The sequence below is a fragment of the Arthrobacter sp. RAF14 genome (assembly GCF_052114185.1).
Lineage (GTDB): Bacteria > Actinomycetota > Actinomycetes > Actinomycetales > Micrococcaceae > Arthrobacter_E.
Genome location: NZ_JBFREG010000001.1, coordinates 115676 through 136177, shown reverse-complemented (window position 1 = coordinate 136177; position 20502 = coordinate 115676). Strand labels below are relative to the sequence as shown.

Annotated in this window: 18 protein-coding genes; 10 read left to right on the top strand and 8 right to left on the bottom strand. The window is 68.1% G+C overall.

The window, feature by feature from the left end:
* The 3 genes from AB4Y75_RS00675 to AB4Y75_RS00665 are packed head-to-tail and all read right to left on the bottom strand — an operon-like array spanning position 1 to position 3598.
* The gene (locus AB4Y75_RS00675) at positions 1-681 is read right to left on the bottom strand and encodes an NUDIX hydrolase (protein ID WP_441433996.1); all 681 of its coding nucleotides are present in this window, start codon (positions 679-681) and stop codon (positions 1-3) included.
* A gap of 26 nt (positions 682-707) precedes the next feature.
* Positions 708-1529 (bottom strand): endonuclease III, encoded by an 822-nt coding sequence (nth, locus tag AB4Y75_RS00670; RefSeq protein WP_441433995.1) that lies wholly within the window; start codon positions 1527-1529, stop codon positions 708-710.
* Between the two features lie 5 nt (positions 1530-1534).
* Positions 1535-3598, bottom strand: a complete 2064-nt coding sequence (locus AB4Y75_RS00665; RefSeq protein WP_441433994.1) for a hypothetical protein — start codon at positions 3596-3598, stop codon at positions 1535-1537.
* A gap of 312 nt (positions 3599-3910) precedes the next feature.
* Between AB4Y75_RS00665 and acs the strand changes: the two genes are divergently transcribed.
* The 3 genes from acs to AB4Y75_RS00650 all read left to right on the top strand — a co-directional run bounded on the left by acs (position 3911) and on the right by AB4Y75_RS00650 (position 8162).
* Entirely contained in the window at positions 3911-5881 is a 1971-nt protein-coding gene (gene acs, locus AB4Y75_RS00660) for an acetate--CoA ligase (protein ID WP_441433993.1), read from the top strand.
* A 185-nt stretch (positions 5882-6066) separates the two neighbouring features.
* On the top strand, positions 6067-6810 hold the full coding sequence (locus tag AB4Y75_RS00655; RefSeq protein WP_441433992.1) for an ABC transporter ATP-binding protein: 744 nt from the start codon (positions 6067-6069) through the stop codon (positions 6808-6810).
* On the top strand, positions 6807-8162 hold the full coding sequence (locus AB4Y75_RS00650) for an FtsX-like permease family protein (protein WP_441433991.1): 1356 nt from the start codon (positions 6807-6809) through the stop codon (positions 8160-8162). Before AB4Y75_RS00655 ends, AB4Y75_RS00650 begins: the two co-directional genes overlap by 4 nt.
* A gap of 81 nt (positions 8163-8243) precedes the next feature.
* Here AB4Y75_RS00650 and AB4Y75_RS00645 read toward each other — a convergent pair whose 3' ends face one another.
* The 4 genes from AB4Y75_RS00645 to AB4Y75_RS00630 all read right to left on the bottom strand — a co-directional run bounded on the left by AB4Y75_RS00645 (position 8244) and on the right by AB4Y75_RS00630 (position 12875).
* Positions 8244-9302, bottom strand: a complete 1059-nt coding sequence (locus tag AB4Y75_RS00645; RefSeq protein WP_441433990.1) for a hypothetical protein — start codon at positions 9300-9302, stop codon at positions 8244-8246.
* Positions 9303-9321: 19 nt separating this feature from the next.
* The gene (gene solA, locus AB4Y75_RS00640) at positions 9322-10503 is read right to left on the bottom strand and encodes an N-methyl-L-tryptophan oxidase (RefSeq protein ID WP_441433989.1); all 1182 of its coding nucleotides are present in this window, start codon (positions 10501-10503) and stop codon (positions 9322-9324) included.
* Between the two features lie 64 nt (positions 10504-10567).
* Positions 10568-11629 carry a LacI family DNA-binding transcriptional regulator gene (locus AB4Y75_RS00635; RefSeq protein ID WP_441433988.1) on the bottom strand — a complete coding sequence of 354 codons (1062 nt, stop codon included), beginning with the start codon at positions 11627-11629 and terminating at the stop codon, positions 10568-10570.
* A gap of 1 nt (position 11630) precedes the next feature.
* On the bottom strand, positions 11631-12875 hold the full coding sequence (locus AB4Y75_RS00630; protein ID WP_441433987.1) for a Gfo/Idh/MocA family protein: 1245 nt from the start codon (positions 12873-12875) through the stop codon (positions 11631-11633).
* A 272-nt stretch (positions 12876-13147) separates the two neighbouring features.
* On the opposite strand from AB4Y75_RS00630, the gene AB4Y75_RS00625 reads away from it, so the two are divergent.
* The 4 genes from AB4Y75_RS00625 to AB4Y75_RS00610 all read left to right on the top strand — a co-directional run bounded on the left by AB4Y75_RS00625 (position 13148) and on the right by AB4Y75_RS00610 (position 17281).
* The gene (locus AB4Y75_RS00625) at positions 13148-14458 is read left to right on the top strand and encodes an ABC transporter substrate-binding protein (protein WP_441433986.1); all 1311 of its coding nucleotides are present in this window, start codon (positions 13148-13150) and stop codon (positions 14456-14458) included.
* Between the two features lie 66 nt (positions 14459-14524).
* Positions 14525-15478 (top strand): carbohydrate ABC transporter permease, encoded by a 954-nt coding sequence (locus tag AB4Y75_RS00620; protein WP_441433985.1) that lies wholly within the window; start codon positions 14525-14527, stop codon positions 15476-15478.
* Positions 15475-16413: a carbohydrate ABC transporter permease gene (locus AB4Y75_RS00615; protein ID WP_441433984.1), complete on the top strand. Its 939-nt coding sequence runs from the start codon at positions 15475-15477 to the stop codon at positions 16411-16413. The genes AB4Y75_RS00620 and AB4Y75_RS00615 overlap by 4 nt, the downstream gene beginning before the upstream one ends.
* An 82-nt stretch (positions 16414-16495) precedes the next feature.
* Positions 16496-17281: a DeoR/GlpR family DNA-binding transcription regulator gene (locus AB4Y75_RS00610; protein ID WP_441435231.1), complete on the top strand. Its 786-nt coding sequence runs from the start codon at positions 16496-16498 to the stop codon at positions 17279-17281.
* An 11-nt stretch (positions 17282-17292) separates the two neighbouring features.
* Here AB4Y75_RS00610 and AB4Y75_RS00605 read toward each other — a convergent pair whose 3' ends face one another.
* Complete coding sequence (locus AB4Y75_RS00605; RefSeq protein WP_441433983.1) at positions 17293-18813, bottom strand: MFS transporter; 1521 nt, start codon at positions 18811-18813, stop codon at positions 17293-17295.
* A gap of 59 nt (positions 18814-18872) precedes the next feature.
* On the opposite strand from AB4Y75_RS00605, the gene AB4Y75_RS00600 reads away from it, so the two are divergent.
* The 3 genes from AB4Y75_RS00600 to AB4Y75_RS00590 all read left to right on the top strand — a co-directional run bounded on the left by AB4Y75_RS00600 (position 18873) and on the right by AB4Y75_RS00590 (position 20501).
* The gene (locus AB4Y75_RS00600) at positions 18873-19406 is read left to right on the top strand and encodes a MarR family winged helix-turn-helix transcriptional regulator (RefSeq protein WP_441433982.1); all 534 of its coding nucleotides are present in this window, start codon (positions 18873-18875) and stop codon (positions 19404-19406) included.
* The gene (gene aroQ, locus AB4Y75_RS00595; RefSeq protein ID WP_441433981.1) at positions 19403-19867 is read left to right on the top strand and encodes a type II 3-dehydroquinate dehydratase; all 465 of its coding nucleotides are present in this window, start codon (positions 19403-19405) and stop codon (positions 19865-19867) included. Before AB4Y75_RS00600 ends, aroQ begins: the two co-directional genes overlap by 4 nt.
* 82 nt (positions 19868-19949) lie before the next feature.
* Positions 19950-20501: an NUDIX hydrolase gene (locus AB4Y75_RS00590; RefSeq protein WP_441433980.1), complete on the top strand. Its 552-nt coding sequence runs from the start codon at positions 19950-19952 to the stop codon at positions 20499-20501.
* The last annotated feature ends 1 nt before the right edge of the window (position 20502 follow it).

Sequence of the window (20502 nt, the reverse complement as noted above, 5' to 3'; positions counted from 1 at the left end):
TCAGAGCGTGAAGAAGTGCTTCCGTTCCGGATCCCACGGCGTGGCCCAGCCCAGGTAGTGGAAGGTCTCCTCCAGGAGCTTGCCCGTGAAACCCCAGATGAAAATGTCCTCCACCACGAAGGCCGGCGAGTTGAACGTGGCTCCGGCCCGCTCCAGACTGGCCGTCACGCGGTTCTCCGGATTCAGCAGGTCCCGCACTGGAATGCGGAACACCTGAGCCGACTCCCGCGGGTCCACCACGAAGACCGGGCTCGTTTCGCGCCACCACGCCAGGACCGGTGTGACCATGAAATTGCTGTACGGCAGCGGGTGCGACGGCAGCACGCCCACCACGTCGACACCGGCGGGGTCCAGGCCGGTCTCCTCAACCGCCTCCCGCAGAGCGGCGGCCGCTTCATCGGCGTCGTCGGGCTCCACTTTGCCCCCGGGAAAGGCGATCTCCCCCGCGTGGCTGCCCAGCGTCGTCGCGCGCTGGAGCATCAGCAGATCCAGCTGCTCCGGGCCCAGGTCCCGGGGATCAAGCCCCGCGTTCTCCGCGGTCGGGGCGAACAGCATGAGGACCGCGGCATCGCGGGCGGTGTCCGGCTCGGCGAGTGTGAGCCGCCAGCGCGCGCCCAGCTCGTCCGCGAGGACGGTACCGGCCTGGTCCGCGTACCGCTGCAGATCCTCCAGTGCACTCACGGACGGTTCACTCACGAGCGGTGCGCTCACGAAACGGTCTCGGACAGAAGCGCCCGTTGGGAGGCCATCCGGATCCGGGCCGGGTCCTCCACCCCGGCCAGGTACTCCGCCCGGAGTTCCTCCTGGCCCGGGGCGAGTTCGTACTTGAGCAGCTTGGCGGCCTTCACGGGGTCCGTCTCCCCCATCCCGTAGGACGGGCACCACTGGGCCACCACGCATGCCCCGCAGGCCGGCTTCCTGGAATGGCAGACTCTGCGTCCATGAAAGACGACCCGATGCGACAGGAGGGTCCACTCCTTGCGCTCCACCAGCTCGCCCACCTCGCGCTCCACCACCTCGGGGTCGTCCGAGGTGGTCCACTCGAAGCGCCGCGCCAGGCGTCCGAAATGCGTGTCGACGGTGATTCCGGGAACCCCGAACGCGTTGCCCAGCACCACATTGGCCGTCTTGCGGCCGACGCCGGCCAGCGTGATCAGTTCCTCCACGGAGGGCGGGACCTCACCGTCGTACTCATCCACCAGCCGGGTGGCCAGCGCCACGAGATTCCGCGCCTTGGCACGGAAGAAGCCGGTGGGCTGGATGATCGCTTCAAGGTCCGGGAGCTCGGCCTGAGCCATCTCCCGCGGACCCGGATAGCGTGCGAACAGCGCCGGGGTGATCTGGTTGACCCTCACATCGGTGGTCTGCGCGGACAGCACCGTGGCGACCAGCAGCTCAAACGGGTTCCGGAAGTCGAGTTCGGGGTGTGCATACGGGTAGAACTCCCCCAGAACCTTGTTGATCTTCCGGGCTCGGCGCTTCTTGGCCAGCAGACTTTCGCCGCCGGCCGCCACGGTCTTGGTCGTCATCCGGGTCAGGAACCCCGCTCGATGTTGCGGAGGTCATGCAGCACGCCGATCCGGCCGTCCTCGTTCTGGACCACCAGACCCTGGGGTCCTTCCTGAAGCGCCAGGATCCACTTGCCCGGCTCCAGGTCGAAGACGGGTGCGCCGCTGCGCTCATCCAGGGCCACGCGGCGCTCCGGCACGGCGAACCAGAAGGCCTGCTGTGCCGGCTGCTCCTGATCGCGGTGGGGATCGACGACGGCGTGAATCGGGCCGTCAGACGTCGCACCTGCCGGAGCAGCATCCGCAGCCGTGGCGGGCTCGGCGGTCTCGGCGCCTGCACTGCTCGCGCCGGTGTTGAGAGCGCCGCCGGTGCTGAGAGCACTGCGGAGCACGGTGACGTCGGAGTCGTCATCCGGGTGGGGCATGAAGAACTCCTCCTGATCCTCCTCGGGTTCCTCGACCTGCTCGTTCAGGGTCGGAACGCCCAGCACGGGTTCAGGAAGCTCCGGAGCCTCGGCCACGTGGGACTGGGCTTCCTTCAGGAGGTCGTCATCCGAGGGGCCCGCGGTGGCGTCGTCACCCACGTTTCCCACGACCTCGTCGCCCAGGATCGGGTCGGACGCGGCAGCCGACGGGCCGGACTGCTCCTCCGGCTGGGCGTCGTCGGCACCGGCGGCGGCACCGGTGTCGGAACCGGCTTCCGACGCGGGAGTGACGGCAGACTCCGGTTCAGCGCCCGGTGCGGCCGTCGAACCGGAAACCGGCTCCGAAGAGGTGGGAGAGGACGTCGGAGAACCGGCGTCGCCGCCCTCGTCCGAGGCCTCGGCAGAGTCCTCCGACGTCGCGGAGCCCTCGAAGGACTCAGACGACTCCGGCGCGCGGTGCCGGGAGGCGGAAGGTGCGGAGGCACCGTCGTCGGCCGCGGGGGCGCCGTGCTCGGCAGAAGAGTGCTCGGCGGACGAGTTCTCGGTGGTGGCCCCCGGAGCGGCCGACGCTGCAGCTGCAGCCACGGCCGCGCCCGAGGCGGCGGCCGGAGCCGCCCACCCGGAGCCCGGCTGGCCCTGCTGCGGCTGATAGCCCTGCGGCGCGTACGGCGAAGCGGCGCCCTGTTCCACACCGCCCTGCGCGGGACCACCCTGCGGGTTCCCGTAACCCGGAGTGCTCGGGTACTGCTGCTGTGCCGCCGGACCGGAGTGAACCGGCTGGACGGGACGGTTCGCCGGGACGGCGTCCCGGGCCACCACATGAGCGGGAGCCTCGGGCCGGCCGGTGAAATCGGCTGCGAACACCGGGATGAAGCGTGCCAGGACGGTGGTCACGAACAGGAGCGCGGCGCCGATGAAGCCCAGGATCACCGAAGTCCAGTTGATGTAGCCGTAGTAGCCCAGGAAAGGCAGGACGCCGATCTGGCTCACCGAGCTCAGCAACGCCAGCGACGCCAGCACGGACGCGAGCTGATCCAGGGAGAAGGACCCGAGACGGAGCTTGGTGGACGGGCTGACCCGTCGGATCACGAAGCCGATGCCGACCGCGAGAGGAAGGATGAGCCCCAGGCCGAGGAACTCGAGGTTCGGAATGAAGCCGAGCCGTCCCAGGCTGCCCACACTGCTGCCGACCAGGAGCAGAACCACGGCGACCAGCACCAGGACGTCACGGAGCGTGAGGGGACCCAGAAGGGCTTTGCCGCCCTCCGGCTGGGGGACGGCCGCAGCGCGACCGGGCGCGGCACTCTGCGCGTAGCCAGGCGCCGGATATCCCGCACCCTGTGCGGGCCGGCCGTAATCCGGCCCCGACTGCGGACCGCCCGGCTGGGCTCCCGGCTGGGCACCGGTCTGCTGGGCACCGGTCTGTTGGCCGTAGTTCACCGCGCCGGAACCGGGGTTTCCCGGCTGAGAGGGCTGAGCGTACTGCGGACGCTGCCCGCCACCGTACGGGGCGCCACCGTACGGACCCGCCTGATCGGAACCCTGCGGACCACTCTGCTGGCCGGGAGCCTGCTGCTGCGCCGGAGGTCCCCATGGGTGCTGCTGGGGGTTCTGCCGGCCAGGCTCTTCCGGCCCGCCCTGGTTGTTGAACTCTGGCGTTGACATCGGCTGTGTTCTCCTGTCGATGGAGGTCATGCTGCGGACTTGTCACCAGCCTAATGCGCGGACGCCCCGCCCGGGAGAAGTGTTGCCTGAGAACGCGCGGGACCGCGCGGTGGCGCTCAGCGGCGTTTCTCCAGAAAAGCGCCTAATCCCCCGCCGCGCAGCGCGTTGCCGGAGCCGGGGATCCCCCGCGGCGCCCCGCGGGGATTCTGTTCACTCGTGGTTCACAGTGTGACCGCGGACACTCATTTGTCGGAGCGGAGGACTAAGGTGGTCGGTGGAATGCACCTCAACGAAGAAGTAGAAGGATCCAGGATGTCTGAAGAGACCACTCCAGCCGCAGGTGACGCCTTGGAAAACCTGCTCCAGGAGAACCGCCGTTTCGCCCCCTCGCCGGAGTTCGCGGCGAACGCCGTCGCCGGAGAGGAACTGTACGCGGAAGCCGCGGCCGATCGTCCGGCTTTCTGGGCCCGGCAGGCACGTGAGCTGCTGACCTGGGACAAAGACTTCGATGCGGCGCTCGACTGGAGCAATGCGCCCTTCGCCAAGTGGTTCGTGGGCGGCGAGGTCAACGCGGCCTACAACGCTCTGGACCGCCACGTGGAGAACGGCCTCGGCGAGCGCGTCGCCATCCACTTCGAGGGCGAACCCGGCGATACCCGCAGCTACACCTACGCCCAGCTCACCGACGAGGTGAAGAAGGCCGCCAACGCCTTCGAGTCCCTCGGCGTCGGCAAGGGCGATCGCGTCGCCGTCTACCTTCCGATGATCCCGGAAGCCGTCATCACCCTGCTGGCCTGTGCCCGGATCGGCGCCATCCACTCCGTGGTGTTCGGCGGTTTCTCGGCCGACGCCCTGCGTTCCCGCATCGATGACGCCGAAGCGAAGCTCGTGGTCACCGCGGACGGCACCTACCGCCGCGGCAAGCCCAGTGCCCTGAAGCCCGCGGTGGACGACGCGCTGGCCGCTGACGGACACACGGTCCAGAACGTGGTCGTGGTCAAGCGCAACGGCGAGCCGGTGTCCTGGACCGAAGGCCGGGACCAGTGGTGGGACGACGTGGTGGGCGGCGCCTCCACGGACCACACCGCCGTCCCCCACGACTCCGAGCACCCGCTCTTCATCCTCTACACCTCCGGCACCACCGGAAAGCCGAAGGGCATCCTCCACACCACGGGCGGCTACCTGACCCAGGCGGCCTTCACCCACAAGAACGTCTTCGACCTCCACCCGGAGACTGACGTCTACTGGTGCACGGCCGACGTCGGCTGGATCACCGGCCACTCCTACGTCACCTACGCGCCGCTCATCAACGGCGCCACCCAGGTCATGTACGAAGGCACCCCGGATTCGCCGCATCAGGGCCGCTGGTGGGAGATCGTCCAGAAGTACAAGGTCTCCATCCTGTACACCGCGCCCACGGCCATCCGGACCTTCATGAAGTGGGGCCGCGAGATCCCCGAGAAGTACGATCTCTCCTCCATCCGCGTGCTCGGCTCCGTGGGTGAGCCCATCAACCCGGAAGCGTGGATGTGGTACCGCGAGGTCATCGGCGGGAACAAGGCCCCGATCGTGGACACCTGGTGGCAGACCGAGACCGGCGCCATGATGATCTCCCCGCTGCCCGGCGTCACCGCCACTAAGCCCGGCTCCGCTCAGGTGCCGCTGCCCGGCATCGCCGTGGACGTGGTGGACGAGGTCGGAGAGTCCGTGCCGGACGGCCACGGCGGCTTCCTGGTCATCCGTGAGCCCTGGCCCTCCATGCTGCGCGGCATCTGGGGCGACCCGGACCGCTACAAGGACACCTACTGGTCCCGCTTCGACGACATGTACTTCGCGGGGGACGGCGCTAAGAAAGACGCCGACGGGGACGTGTGGCTCCTGGGCCGCGTGGATGACGTCATGAACGTCTCCGGTCACCGCCTGTCCACCACCGAGATCGAATCGGCCCTGGTCAGCCACCCTGCCGTCGCGGAGGCCGCCGTGGTGGGCGCCAACGATGAGACCACCGGGCAGGCCGTGGTGGCGTTCGTGATCCTGCGCGAAGGCATGGAGGACACCGGCGATGTGATCGTGCAGGACCTCCGGGCCCACGTCGGCAAGGAGATCGGTCCGATCGCCAAGCCCAAGAACATCCTGGTGGTGCCGGAACTGCCGAAGACCCGTTCGGGCAAGATCATGCGCCGTCTGCTCAAGGACGTGGCGGAAGGCCGCGACCCAGGTGACGCCACGACGCTCGCCGACCCCACGGTCATGCAGCAGATCGCCGCGGACCTCCGGAAGTAGCGCCCGACCGGGGTGCGCCGCCGGGCGCACCCCGGCCACACCTTTCACGACGACGGCGGGTGTGCACTCTCAGCGCGAGGGTGCACGCCCGCCGTCGTCATCTTCATACCGGGGTATGAACCGCCCCGCCGAGAGTCCGCTCCAGCTCCGATGTGCCGCACTCCGGCCTTCGGAAGACTGGAGACATGACCACGATCCTGCACGCCAGAGACCTGTCCCTCTCCTACCCCGGCGCGGCCCTCCCCGCGCTGGACTCCGTCAGCCTGAGCATCGGCGCCGGCGAGACGGTGGCGATCATGGGCGCCTCCGGCTCCGGCAAGACCACCCTTCTGCACTGCCTGGCGGGCATCATCCGCCCGGCCGCCGGTTCCATCACCTTCGCCTCCTCGGGCGGCCCGCTCCAGGTGGAGACCCTCGACGACGGCGCCCGGGCGCGCCTTCGCCGCGAGGAGTTCGGCTTCGTCTTCCAGCAGGGTCTCCTGCTGCACGAACTGACTGCCCTGGAGAACGTGGCCGTGGCCCGGATGCTCAACGGGGTTCCCCGCGCGCACGCCGAGGCGGAAGCCGTCCGCTGGCTCGCGCACCTGGGGCTGGCCGGAATGGAGAACCGCAGGCTCGGCGAGCTGTCCGGTGGCCAGGCCCAGCGCGTGGCCATCGCCCGCGCCCAGATCACCGGCGCCAGGCTCATCTTCGCGGATGAACCCACAGGCGCCCTCGACTCCGCCACCTCGTCCGAGGTCCTGGATCTGCTGCTCGGCACGGTCGGTGAGGGGCGCACCCTGGTGATGGTGACCCACGACCCGGAGGTGGCCCGGCGCTGCGGCCGTGTGGTGACCCTGAGTGATGGCCGGATCGTCTCCGACACAGGCGCGGCCGCAGCGGCGGCCGCGCCCGCAGCGTTCGATCTCGGAAGCGGTGCGACCCGATGAACACCCTCCGGACCTCGCTCCGCCTGGCGGGGCTCTTCCGACGGCGCCAGGACGGCGACCGCGCCGCCACCCTGCTCCCGCTCCTGTCCTTCGCACTGGTGACCGCGCTCCTGCTGCTGGTGACGGGCGGGGCTCAGGCGTTCTTCCGCTGGAACGACGATCTCGCGATCACTTACCAGATCCTGGCCGTCATCGCCCTGGTGCTACTGCTCGTCCCGCTCGCGACGGTGGGCGCGTCCGCCGCGAAACTCGCCGCTCGACGCCGCGATGACCGGCTCTCCTCGCTCCGCCTCCTGGGCGCTTCCACCGGAACGGTCACTCTCCTGACAGTGCTCGAGGCCGCCACGACCGCCTTCCTCGGCTCCCTCCTGGGGATCGTGCTCTACTGCGCCATGGCGCCGCTGCTCGGTCTGCTGAACTTCCGGGGCTCCGCGCTGGGTGAGCAGATCTGGCTGCCGTGGGCCATGGTCCCCCTCCTCGCGCTGGGGATCGTGCTCCTGGCGTCGGTGAGCGCCGCCGTCGGGCTCCGCTCCGTGGTGGTGACGCCGCTGGGGGTCCGCACCCGCCAGCGTGCCGGCAAGGCGCATTGGGTCCGAGCCGTCGTGGCCGCCGGAGTCGTGCTCTGCGGCGTGCTTCTCATGCAGGGCATCGGTGCGCTGGGCCAGCTCGGCGGGGCCATTGCCATGGTCACGGCCCTGGCCGTGGTGTTCGGCGGGGCTTTGCTCGCTCTCAACTTCATCGGGCCCTGGTTCATCGGCGTCGTGGCCCGTCGCCGGCACCGCAAGGCGCCCACCGTCGCGAAGCTGCTCGCCGCGCGGATGATCCTGGAGGATCCGAAGGCCGCATGGCGTCAGGTCAGCGGCGTGGCGATGACCAGCTTCGTCGGGGTGTTCGGGGCGGTCGGCCTGGCGATGGCGGCCATCACCGAGGACCATCCCATGGATGACGCCTCGCGCTGGCTCATGCGGGACATCTCCACCGGGGTGCTGGTCACCGTCGCGGCGTCGTTCATCATGGTGGCCTGTTCCGTGGGCATCAACCAGGCCGCATCGACGCTCGACCGCGCCGCCGTGCACGTGTCACTGGACCGGCTGGGCGTGCCCCGCTCCGTGATGGTCGAGGCGAGCCGACGCTCCGTCATGTCGGCCCTGTGGGTGGTGGCCGGCGGTTCCGCCGCCTGCGCCGCAGGCCTGCTCTTCCCTCTGGTGGGCTTCGCCATCTTCGTCCAGCCCCTGGCCGTGATCACGACCGCCGCCGTGTTCGTGGCCGGGTTCCTGGTGGTCCGCGGTGCGGCGGCACTGGCCGCGCAGCTGGTCCCGGGCATCCTCGCGCGCCCGGAACGGGTGCTCTGAGCCCCTCCGCCAGGTGTCGAATGCGAAGGAAGGCGTCCACCGGAAAGTCCGGCGGACGCCTTCCATACGTTCTGTGCAGGTCTACCAGGCCGAGGCGACTGCGCGGTGCGTTTCGAACAAGGGAATGGTGGTGCCCTCAGGGGCCCGTCCGAAGCCGCACTCGGTGGCCACCCCGAACGTCTCCAGGAACTCCGACGCCGCCTCGATGCGCCGCCGGGCGCCCTCCGCCCCGTCCTCGCGGTGCACCAGGCCCAGATAGAACTCCGTCCGGGCCGGGAGGTCCAGACCGCTCAGAGGCTGGAAGTACGCCTGATCATCGCGTTCGATCGGGACCGGGATGTGGATCCAGTCCAGCACGCGCGGCGTGCTCAGGCGTCCGACGGCGGCACCGAGCTCGTTGGCGAAGCGGACCAGGTTCGCCGTGTCGGTGGGCTCCACGAAGTGTTTCTCCCCGGCATCGCCGTAACAGAGGTGGACACCCACCTCCACGTCCTCCGGCACCCGGGCCACGAGTTCCGCCAGGCGCTCCACCGGGTAGGACCAGACATCCTCGAACCAGGCACGGGACTGCTGACGGTACCCGGCCGCCTCGATGATGGCGAACTCCAGCGCGGCATCCCACTGGATGGCCAGGGACTCGTGCGGAATCCCGGCCAGAATGCGGTCCAGCTCGGCCAGCAGTGCCGCCTGGTAGACGGGTTCGAACGCGGCCCGGTCCTCCGCCGCCACGAAGCTGCCGACCACCCCCACCGGTGTGGGAAGCGCCACCTGGAAGCGGGTCCCGGGACGGATCGCTCCCTCGTCCAGCAATCGGGCGAAGATCGCCCAGGATTCCAGGGCGGCGTCGGCGTATCCGAGGGGCGGCAGGATCAGTTCCTCCGCCTTCACCCCGGGAGCGAGTTTCACGGGACGGACATCGAGATCCCGCAGGCGGATCGGCTCGGATCCGACGCGCTCCAGCCCTTCGGCCCGCGCCAGCCGGTCCGGCTGGAAGGCGATCCAGTGGAAGCGCTCCCCCACCTCGCCGTCGGGAATGCGCTTCAAGTGGGCCCCGAGGTGCTGCGCGGCCGTGCGCAGGGTGGTCTCGGCGTCGTCGAAGTTGATGCTGCCCACCAGGTGGGCGCCCTGAGGCTGGGTCATGACGTGGTCTCCTCGGTGGTCAGTGGTTGAGCTGGAACGTGGGGACGAAATCCGGATCCGTGATCGCGGGTCTGCGGAGGGAGAAGGTCTCGATCGGATGCCGGGTGGAGCCCTCGGTGAGCAGCTCGGCGAGAATCCGGCCCACCAGGGACGCGAACTTGCCTGCATGCCCGGCGCCGTTGAACACGGCGACGTGCGGTGCGCCGGGGACGGTGTCCAGGACGAAGTCGCGGTCGGGCGGCATGTCATAGACGCAGGTCTTGTTGGCATAGACGGGCCCGACGGCGCCCGGCAGGTGCCGCCGCAGGAATCCTTCCAGCAACGCGGCTTCCTCGGCGTCGCCCTCGAAGACCCGCTCCTCGCTGCTGATGAAACGGCCGCGCATGTCCCGGGCGATCTTCACAGCCGGCTCGCCGTACACGGGGAACCCGTAGTGATCCTGTTCGCCGTGGAAGATCCAGATGGGGAACCTGTCCGGGGTGAAGTCGGCCAGGCGGGTGGAGGTGAAGTAGCTGACCTGTTCCTGCGAGAGCGTGAGACGGAAATTCAGTCCGAGATCCGGCATGAGCTCGCCCAGCCAGGACGAGGCGGCCACCACGAGCCGGTCCGCGTGGAACTCGCCCCGCGGGGTCCGGACGGTGACGCCGCCCGGCCGCACGTCCACTCCGGTGACGCGGGTGTGGGGCAGGAAGGTCACGCCGTGGGCGAGCGCCAGGGAGGTGTGCGCGGCGACGGACGCCCGGATGTCGATCAGGCCGCCCGCCTCCTGGTACATGCCGGTGACGTCGTCGTCGATCCTCCACTGCGGCCAGCGGCAGCGGATCTGGTCGGCCTCAAGGTCCTCGTACGGGATCCCCTGCGCCGCGAGCGCCCGGCGGTACCCGTCGAGCGAGGCCAGTGCGACGGGATCCGACGGCGCCAGGTCCAGCCCGCCGGTCCGGAGGTACAGCGGCATTCCGGACTGTTCCTCGACGTGTTCCCAGGCCTCGAACATGGCGGGGGTCAGGGCCGTGTACGCGGTGCTGTGATAGGCGTGCCGGATGATCCGGGAGACGTCACCCGAGGAGTTCCGCGTGTTGACCAGCTCGTACTGTTCCAGGACCAGCACCCGGTTTCCCGGGGTCTGGGAGAGCCAGTAGGCGGCGGCCGATCCGATGGCGCCCGCTCCGATGACGATGTGCGTGTATCCGCCCGGCATCATGCTCTCCCGTCCGTGAAAAGTCCCGTTCCGAGACTGGCACAGCGACGCCGTAGACGGTACTTCGTTACGGCGCCGTCCGCTCCGGAGCGTCGCCGTCGTCCGGGTGGCAGCCGCAGGAGCGGCGCAGGACCAGCTCACAGTCGAAGATCTGGTTCCGGTGCGGTTCGTCGCGGCCGGCTCCGATGATCGCCCGGACGCCGGCCTCCGCCATCTCCTTGACGGGCTGACGCACGGTGCTGAGCGGCGGCCAGCTGTATTCGGCCTCGTCGGAACCGTCGAACGCCATCACCGCGACGTCCTCGGGCACCCGCAGGCCCGCCTCCTGGACCGCGCGGAGGAAACCGATGGCCTGCTGGTCCGAGCTGACGAACACCGCGCCGGGGCGTGGCGACGTGGCGAGGAACTGCTTCCCGGCCTCGTACCCGCCGTGGCGGTCGAAGGTGCAGCGGAAGATCCGCCCCTCCGAGGATCCGGCGGACTGCAGTGCCGCACGCCAGCCGGCTTCGCGCCGGTCCGGCGCGTTGCCGGTGGTGAGCCCCATGACCAGGGCGATGTCCCGGTGACCGTGGGAGGCCAGGTGCTCCACCGCGCGTCGTGTGCTTTCAGTGAATTCGGGTCCGATCGCGTCCATGGAGGGCGATACCTCGGAGAAGTTGAGCAGGACGGTCCGGACGCCGCGGTCGCGGAGTTCCTGGATGTCCGGCTGCACCAGGACGGAACAGAGGAAGACGCCGTCCACCTGCCGGTCGATGAAGTTCCTCAGGTGGCGCCGCTCCACGGTCAGGGAGTCCCGGGAATCGGCCAGCAGCAGGGCGAAACCCTGTTCCTCCGCCGCCTGTTCGACGGCCTCGGCCAGGCTGGCGAAGAACGGATTGCTGATCTTCGGCACCACCATGCCCAGGATCTGGGAGGAGCCCTTCTTCAGCGCACGGGCCGCCACATTGGGCCGGTACCCGAGCGCGGCGATGGCCTGCCGGACCTTCTCCTCGGTGGCCGGAGCCACGTTCTTGGGGCCGCCGTTGACCACATAGCTCACGACGGCGGTGCTGACGCCCGCCAGGCGGGCGACGTCCTTCCGCGTGATCACGGGGCGGGGTGAGGCGGAGAGGTCCGGCATAGCCCTCATGTTAGCCGCGGGCGGCCTCGGTGCTGCGAGCCGCCGGGAGCACCGGGGCGTCACCGAAGTCGCGGATGGGAAGACGTTCCCCACCGCGCAGCGCGGACTGATGAGCCACGATGCCGGGCAGGGTGTACCGGGCGGCGGTCCAGGCGTTCACGGGTGGCAGCGACCCGGTGGCCACGGCCGTCACGAAGTCGTCCACCAGGAAGGCGTGACTCCCCTCGTGGCCGCTCGGCAGGGCCCGGAGTTCCGCGGGGAGTCTGGACGGATCGTGCACGGGGGCGAGGCCCGAGACGAAGGCGTCTCTCAGGGCCGGATCGACGTCGGCCAGGGAGGGGTCGTCGAGCGGGATGCTGGGAAGGGTCCGGATCTGTTCGCTCACATCGGTGAAGCCCTCCTTGTCCTGCCAGACGGCGGTCTCCACGAGCTGTTCGAAGCTGCCCTCGGTGCCGAAATAGCGGAACCTGCTCTCCCTCAGATGGGAGGGGTAGCCGACCCGGCGGAACTCGTTGATGCGGACGCTCCCGCCGCCGTCGAGTTCGAAGAGGGCCGTGGCGTTGGAGAAGTCGTTGTCGAACATGCTGATCTCGCGGTCGAAGACACCGTCGCCGCGGTCGTCGCGGACACCGATGCAGCTCACGCTGGTGACATGCCCACCGATGCCGCCGAGCACGCCACCCAGGGAGTGTGTCGGGTACAGCATGGGCGGGTAGCTGGCGGTCTTCTGCCATTCCTCGCCGCCGCTGTACTGGTAGGCCGCGTAGAAGCCGAGGTCCATATCGTGGACGTAGTCGCCCTCGGCGTAGAAGATCCGACCGAAGGCGCCTTCAGCGTTGCGGTCCCGCGCGTAGATGGCAGCGGGGTTGTAGTGGCTGGTCTCGCCCATCATGTACGTCAGGCCGGTCTCCCGGACGGCCTCGATGATGGCGGCGATCTCCTCCTCGCTGATGGCCATGGGGACCGCGGAGTAGACGTGCTTCCCGGCCCGCAGCGCCTGCACCACCAGGGGTCCGTGAGTCCAGCGCTGGGTGAAGATCGCGACGGCGTCGACGTCGGAGGCCAGCATGTCCTCAAAGCTGGGGAAAGTGCCCGCGAGGTTCTGACGTGCGGCGAGGGTGTCCGCTCGCTCCGACAGGACGTCGGTGACGTGCACTTCCCGCACCAGGGGGTGGGCTTTGAAGAGTTTGGCGAACTGACCGGCGAACTGGCCGGCGCCGACGATTCCGAGGGAGAACGGTGTGATCTGAGTCATGCGCAAGAGTCTCGCAGCGAAATCTACTCGAGTCAACAGGATCGCCATCGATCCTGAAATCGCGAAGTTACGCGGAAGTGACACGTGTAGATCGCTCATCAAGCTCGCCCGGCCCGGCCCGCCATTCCGCGGATTGCGCCCCGCGAAAGGCCAAGACCCGGCAGATCGCTTCTGAATCTTTATGTTTGAGAAGGTTTCTTCTTGTTCACTTTTGTTCCATTGACTGCTAGTGTGGCGCACATCACAGGCAATGGGTTCTTGAAGGAGAAAAAATGCCACAGCCTCAGATGCCGGCCGGCAGCGTAGTCGCCCCGCGTCGCACAGTCCTCAAATCCTTCGCGCTCGGAGCCGCCGGCCTCGCCGGCGTTCCGCTGCTCGCGGCCTGCACCGGCGGCTCCGGCCCCTCCGGCGGAGGCTCTGCGGCCACCACGTTCACTCTGGGATCGAGCCTTTCCGACGAGGTGCCGAAGAAGGCACTCGCGGACACCCTGGCCGCCTTCCAGAAGAAGTCGAGCAAGTCCGCCACCATCAACACGGTTCCGCACAACGACTTCCAGAACAAGATCAACTCGTACCTTCAGGGCTCACCGGATGACGCCTTCACCTGGTTCGCCGGCTACCGCATGCAGTACTACGCGGGCAAGGGTCTCCTGGCCCCGGTCGACGACGTCTGGTCCCAGATCGGAGGCAACTACTCGGATGCTCTGAAGAAGGCATCCACCGGCCCCGACGGCAAGATGTACTTCATCCCGAACTACAACTACCCCTGGGGCTTCTTCTACCGGAAGAGCGTCTGGGCGGCGAAGGGCTACGAAGTGCCGCAGACCTTCGACCAGCTCAAGACGCTGTGCGCCAAGATGAAGACGGACGGCATCATCCCCATCGGCTTCGCCGACAAGGACGGCTGGCCGGCCATGGGCACCTTCGATTACCTGAACCTGCGGCTCAACGGATACCAGTTCCACGTGGACCTGTGCGCGCACAAGGAATCCTGGGACCAGAAGAAGGTCAGCGACGTCTTCGACACCTGGAAGGCCCTGCTCCCCTACCAGGACCCGGGGGCGCTCGGCCAGACCTGGCAGGACGCCGCCAAGGCCCTCGGGGCCCAGAAGACCGGCATGTACCTGCTCGGCTCCTTCGTCACCCAGCAGTTCACGGATCCCGCCGTGCTCAAGGACATCGACTTCTTCCCCTTCCCCGAGATCGCAGTGGAGGGTCAGGAAGCGGTGGAGGCCCCGATCGACGGCTTCCTGCTCTCCAAGAAGGGCGGCGACAATCAGGCGGCCAAGGACTTCATGGCCTTCATGGGGACCCCGGAGGGCCAGGACGGCTACTACAAGGGCGATCCTTCCAACATCCAGACCGCGAAGGGCGCCGATCAGAGCAGCTTCACCGCCCTGAACAAGAAGTGCGCCGACGTGATCGGACAGGCGAAGTCCATCACACAGTTCTTCGACCGTGACGCCCTGCCGGCCATGGCCAACAACGTCATGATCCCGGCTCTGCAGGCCTTCCTCAAGGACGGCAGCGTGGACGTCAAGAACCTCGAGTCCCAGGCCAAGGCCCTCTACTCGGCCCAATAGCCCGGACCCACCAGGTGGCCGGGGCGCTCCCATGACGCCCCGGCCACCGCCGCAAGGAGTTCCCTCATGACCACCTCTCCCACCGCCTCCCGGGCGGGCGGCCGCACCGCGACCGGAAAGCGCTCCGGCCGGGTGCGCCGGCTCAGCAAACGCGACATGCTCGTTCTGAGCGCCATGGTCGCCGTCCCCACCCTCATCCAGCTGGTCTTCGTCTGGCTCCCGACCCTGTTCTCCATCGGGCTGAGCTTCATCAAGTGGAACGGGCTGGATTTCGCGGACATGAAGTCCGCGGGCCTCGACAATTACCGCTTCATCCTCCAGGACTACCCGCCCTTCTGGCCCGCCATTCAGCACAACGTGCTCTGGCTGCTCTTCCTGGCGGTCATCGCGACGCCCATCGGACTCCTCCTGGCTGTGCTCCTGGACCAGAACATCCGCGGGACCCGGATCTACCAGAGCATCTTCTTCGCTCCCGTCATGCTGTCACTCGCCCTGGTCGGCATCATCTGGCAGCTCTTCTACCAGCGGGACAACGGCCTGCTGAACTTCCTGCTCGGCACCGCGGGCACACCGCAGGCCGTCGACTGGTTCGGGGATTCCTCGGTCAACATCTGGGCCGCGCTGATCGCCGCCACCTGGCGCCACGCCGGCTACGTCATGCTGCTCTATTTAGCCGGCCTCAAGGGCGTGGACCCCACCCTCCGCGAGGCGGCGGCCATTGACGGCGCCAACAGCTTCCAGACGTTCTTCCGGGTGGTGTTCCCCGCCATGAAACCGGTGAACATCGTGATCGTGGTCATCACCATCATCGAATCCCTCCGCGCTTTCGACGTCGTCTACGTCATCAACCGCGGCACCAACGGCCTGGAGCTCCTCTCCGCGTTGGTCATCCAGAACCTGGTCGGCGAAGGGCAGGTCCTCGGGGTCGGGTCGGCACTGGCCACCGTGCTCCTGGTGGTCTCCCTCGTCCCGATCGTCTTCTATCTCAGCCGCACCTTCGGAAAGGACAGCAGATCGTGAGCAGCACCACCGCACCCCGGACCCGCAGCACCGGGCGGCAGGCCGGCGTCGTCGTCGCCCACGACGCCGGACAGCGCGCCAACAAGGGCAAACGCCACTACGGGACGCATCTGTTCCTGCTCGTGATGGCGGTGATGTGGCTCGTGCCGCTCGGCTGGGCGCTGTACACCGCGCTGCGGCCGAGCTGGGCCACCAATCAGTACGGGTACTTCAGCACGCAGGGCCCCTTCAACTTCGACAACTTCGTGCAAGCCTGGACCCAGGGCGGCTTCTCCAAGTACTTCTGGAACTCGGTGATCATCACGGTTCCGGCGGTGCTGCTGACGCTCTTCCTCGCCTCGCTCATGGCCTTCGCCGTGAGCCGGGTGAACTGGAAGTTCAACATCACCCTGCTGATCATGTTCACGGCCGGCAATCTGCTGCCGCCCCAGGTCCTCGCGGCGCCCCTGTTCCTCATGATGAAGCACTTCCAGGTGCCGTACGCCGTGAGCGACTCGGGCAACATGCTCAACACATACATCTCGGTGATCGCGGTGAACACGGCCTTCCAGATCGGCTTCTGCACCTTCGTGCTCTCCAACTACATGAAGGCCCTCTCCCCGGACCTCACCGAGGCGGCGCTCGTGGACGGCGCCGGCCTGTGGCGGCAGTATTGGGAGATCATCATGCCGCTCTGCCGCCCGGCGTTCGCGGCGCTCGGCACGCTCGAAGTCATCTTCATCTACAACGACTTCTTCTGGCCACTCCTCTTCATCCAGAACGGCGACCGGCTTCCCGTCACGACCGCGATCAACAACCTCCAGGGGCAGTTCTTCAACGACTACAACCTCCTGGCGGCCGGCGCCGTGATCACGGTGATCCCCACCCTGGTCATCTACCTGCTGCTGCAGAGGCAGTTCGTCGCCGGCCTCACCCTCGGGTCCAGCAAGGGGTGAGCCGCGCCGTCGGCCTGGGCGCGGCACCGCAGCACTAGACTTCATCCAGATACAGGAGACGATCATGAGGAGCGAGTCGCACATGCTGCAAGCCGCCCGGCATCAGGCCATCCTGGAGATGGTGCAGAAGGAACGCATCGTCAAGGTCTCCGATCTCGCCGACGCCCTCAAGGTCTCCGCCATGACCGTCCGCCGTGACATCGAAGCCCTCAGCGACACGGGACTCCTGGAACGGATCCACGGCGGGGCGAAGATCCTAGGCGACGCCGGGACTCACGAGCCGGGCTTCGAGCTGAAGTCAACGCAGTTCACCATGGAGAAGCAGGCCATCGCCGCCCTGGCGGCGACGTCGGTCTCCGAGGGCATGGCGGTGGGGCTCAGCGCCGGCACCACCACCTGGGCACTGGCCCAGGAACTGGTCAAGGGGCCGGCCATCACGGTGGTCACCAACTCCATCCGGACCGCGGAGATCTTCTACCGCTCCACCGTGGTCAATCCGAAGACCGAAGTCATCCTGATCGGCGGACAGCGGACCGCGTCGGACGCCCTGGTGGGGCCGGTCGCCACGCAGGCACTGAAGACCATGAACCTGGACGTCACGTTCCTGGGCGTGCACGGCATGGACCCCCAGGCCGGTTTCAGCACGCCGAACGTGCTGGAGGCCGAGACGGACCGGGCCTTCCTGGCTTCGAGCAGAAAACTCGTGGTGGTGGCCGATCACTCGAAGTGGGGGATCCAGGGCATCAGCAGCATCGCGGCCCTGGAGGACGCGGACGAACTGGTGACCGATCCGGGCCTGGGACAGAAGGCCCAAGCGATTCTCGGCGAAAGCGTCCGGCGCCTCCGCATCGCGCCTCTGCAGGGCTGACCCACCCGGGCTCACTCCCGGCCGGCGACGCCTTGGGCGGCTTGCGGCCCGGACTCTCCTCCGGCTTGCCCGGCGCCCACAGACAGTGCGCCGTCGTCGGCATCGTCGGCCGTCGTCGCGAACTCATCCGCCCTGCCCTTACGCGGGAAGAGGAAAGTGAGCCCGAGGAACACCACCAGGAGTCCCGCCTGGATGTAGAGCGCTTGCTGGAAGGCGGACTCCGGGGAACCTCTCTTGATCCCGTCGAAGAAGGTGGAACCGAAGACGGCCACTCCGACGGACCCCGCGATCGACTGCACAGCAGTCAGGACGCCGGAGGCGGAACCGATCTCCTCATCGCGGACGGCCGCGAGGATGATGCTGAACAGTGCGGCGATCACCAGGCCTGAGCCGAGACCGGCCATTGCTATGCCGGGCACGATCGTCCAGATGGAGAACTCACCGGCGCCTTGCAGTTCCGCCCAGAGCAGCACCGAACCGCCGATCTGCAGGATCCCGCCGATCTGCAGCACGCCACGGCCCAGACGTTCAGCGAGGTAGGCGCCACTGAGTGCGCCACCCACCATGGTCCCCAGCGCAACTGGAAGATTGCCGAGCCCGGCCTCGCCCGCAGAGAATCCGTGGCCGATCTGCAAGAACAACGTCAGGACCAGCTGGGTCCCGATCAGGGCGCTGAAGAACAGCGCGATGCCCGCCAGACCGAGGGTGTAGGCACGCCTGCTGAAAATGCTGGGCATCACCAGAGGGGTCTTGCCGCGGCCGTGGGCACGGCGCTGCTGGAAGGCGAAGAGGACGAAGCCTGCGAGCCCGGTGGCGATGCTGACCCAGGTCCACGCAGGCCAGCCCTCCTCCTGTCCGAGGTTCAGAGGGAGCACCAGCAGTGCGGATGCCGCCACGATCAGCAGGGCGCCCGGCCCGTCGATCCCCACACTCCGGTCACCGGAGCGCCGGGGCAGGATGCGCCAAGCGATGATCAGAGCCGCCAGGCCGATCGGGACATTCACCAAGAAGACGGCACGCCAACCGAGCCCAAACAGATCGGCTTCGATCAATCCGCCGCCGATCAGCGGGCCGAGCACCCCACCCAGGCCGAGCACGGGACCGAACACCCCGAACACCTTCGCCAGTTCGGCGCCGGAGAAGTTCTCCCTCAGGAGTCCCAGGCCCTGCGGCAAGAGCAGCGCGCCAGCGAAGCCCTGCACCAGCCGGACGGCGATGAGGATCTCGGTGGTGGGCGCCGCCGCACAGAGCAGCGACGCGCCCGTGAACGCCCCCAGGCCGAGCAGGAACATCGCCCGGCGGCCGAAGCGATCTCCCAGACGACCGCCCAGGATGAGCCCGGCGCCGAGAGTCAGCGCATAACCGCCGATCACCCATTGCAGCCCCAGGGAGGACGCCCCCAGGGATCGTTCCAGATCGGGTCCGGCCACATTCACGATGGTCGAGTCGAGGAGATCCATGATCTCCGCGGCCAGCATCACACCGAGGATCAGCCACCGCCACCGGCCTCCGCCGCTCGTTTCGCCTGTCATTTTCCTTCAATTCTTTATTATCAATATTATTAGCAAGATTGAGTATTACCATGGAGGGCATGGAAGTCAACTCCCGCAACCCACAGGGCGGCGCCCAGGACTACGCCGCCCGTGCCGGCGCACGGCGGGACGGCCGACCGCTCGACGACGGCGACATCCGCGCGCGCATCCAGCAGGTCACCATCCGCCAGCAGCGCTTCGAACGCTTCCTCTCGCGGGAACTCGGGATCGATCAGGGCGGGCTGGAGGTCCTGGACCATCTGCTGTCCACGGGGCCGGCCACTCCCACGGAACTCGCCCACAAACTGGAGATCTCCACTGCGGCCATGACCCTGGTGCTCAACCGGCTGGAGGCCGCGGGTCACATCAGGCGGGAACGGCACCCCTCCGATGGACGCAAGCTGATCGTGACGGCCTCCCCGCAGATCGCGACGGATGCCCAGGCCTGCGTGGCACCTCTGATCGACGGGGTGGAGGACGTGATCGGCACGTTGTCGGCGGAGGAGGCCTCCGTGGTGGCCTCCTTCCTGGAACGTCTCATCGGCGCCTACGACGCGGCGACGGGCCCGGTACGCGCTACTGTGAAATCATGACCGAATCCGCAGCCGATGCTCCCGCCCGCACGACCATCCTGGTGCTCAACGGCCCCAATCTGAACCTCCTGGGCACCCGCGAGCCGGAGAAGTACGGCCAGGCCACTCTGGCCGACGTCGAGTACCTGTGCGAGACCGCTGCGGCCCGGCACGGCCTGACCATCCGGGCGTTCCAGTCCAACCACGAGGGAGCGCTCGTCGACGCCATTCACGAGGCCCGGCATGACGCGCTCGGCATCGTGATCAACGCGGGCGCCTACACGCACACCTCCGTGGCGCTGCGCGACGCGATCGCCGCCGTCGCGCTCCCGGCCGTGGAAGTGCACATCACCAACGTCCACCAGCGCGAGGAATTCCGGCACCATTCGTACCTCTCCGGGGTCTGCGAGGCCGTCATCGCCGGAGCAGGCGTCCTGGGCTACCGCTTCGCCATCGACCACCTCGCCGAGCGGAACGCCTGACCTGACGCCGACGGACGACGACGGCGCACCCGTCCGCTCGAAACGCGCCGGAGCCATCTCACCCCGGGGCTATCATTCCCTGGTGACCCTCCTCGACTCCGCGCTGCACGCCGTCGCCTCCTGGACGCCCCGCTCTCCCGCCGAAGAAGCGGAACGGTCGGAGTTTCTGGCCGCCCTGGACCAGGGCGCCGACGCGCTGTCCCGGCACCCGCTCCGCTCACACCTGACCGCGAGTGCGTTCATCCTGGACACCCGCCGGGAGCACGTGCTTCTGGTGTTCCACGGCAAGGGCAAGTTCTGGGTCCAGCCCGGAGGGCACCTGGAAAGCGAGGACGCCGGCATCCTGGAAGCGGCGCTCCGGGAGGCCACGGAGGAGACGGGGCTCCTGCCTGGACAGCTGACCGGGCTTCAGATGGTGGACCTGGACCATCACCAGCTTTCCGGGGCTTTCGGGCACTGCCTCTCGCACCTGGACATCGGCGTCGCGATGACCACCGACGGAACCCCACGGCCGTCCGTGAGCGATGAATCAGACGACGTCCGCTGGTTCCCCGTCGGCGATCTTCCCGAGGACACGGTGCACGGCTTCAGCCCGCGCCTGGCGGAGGTTCTGGAACGCCTGCGTCACGCCTGAC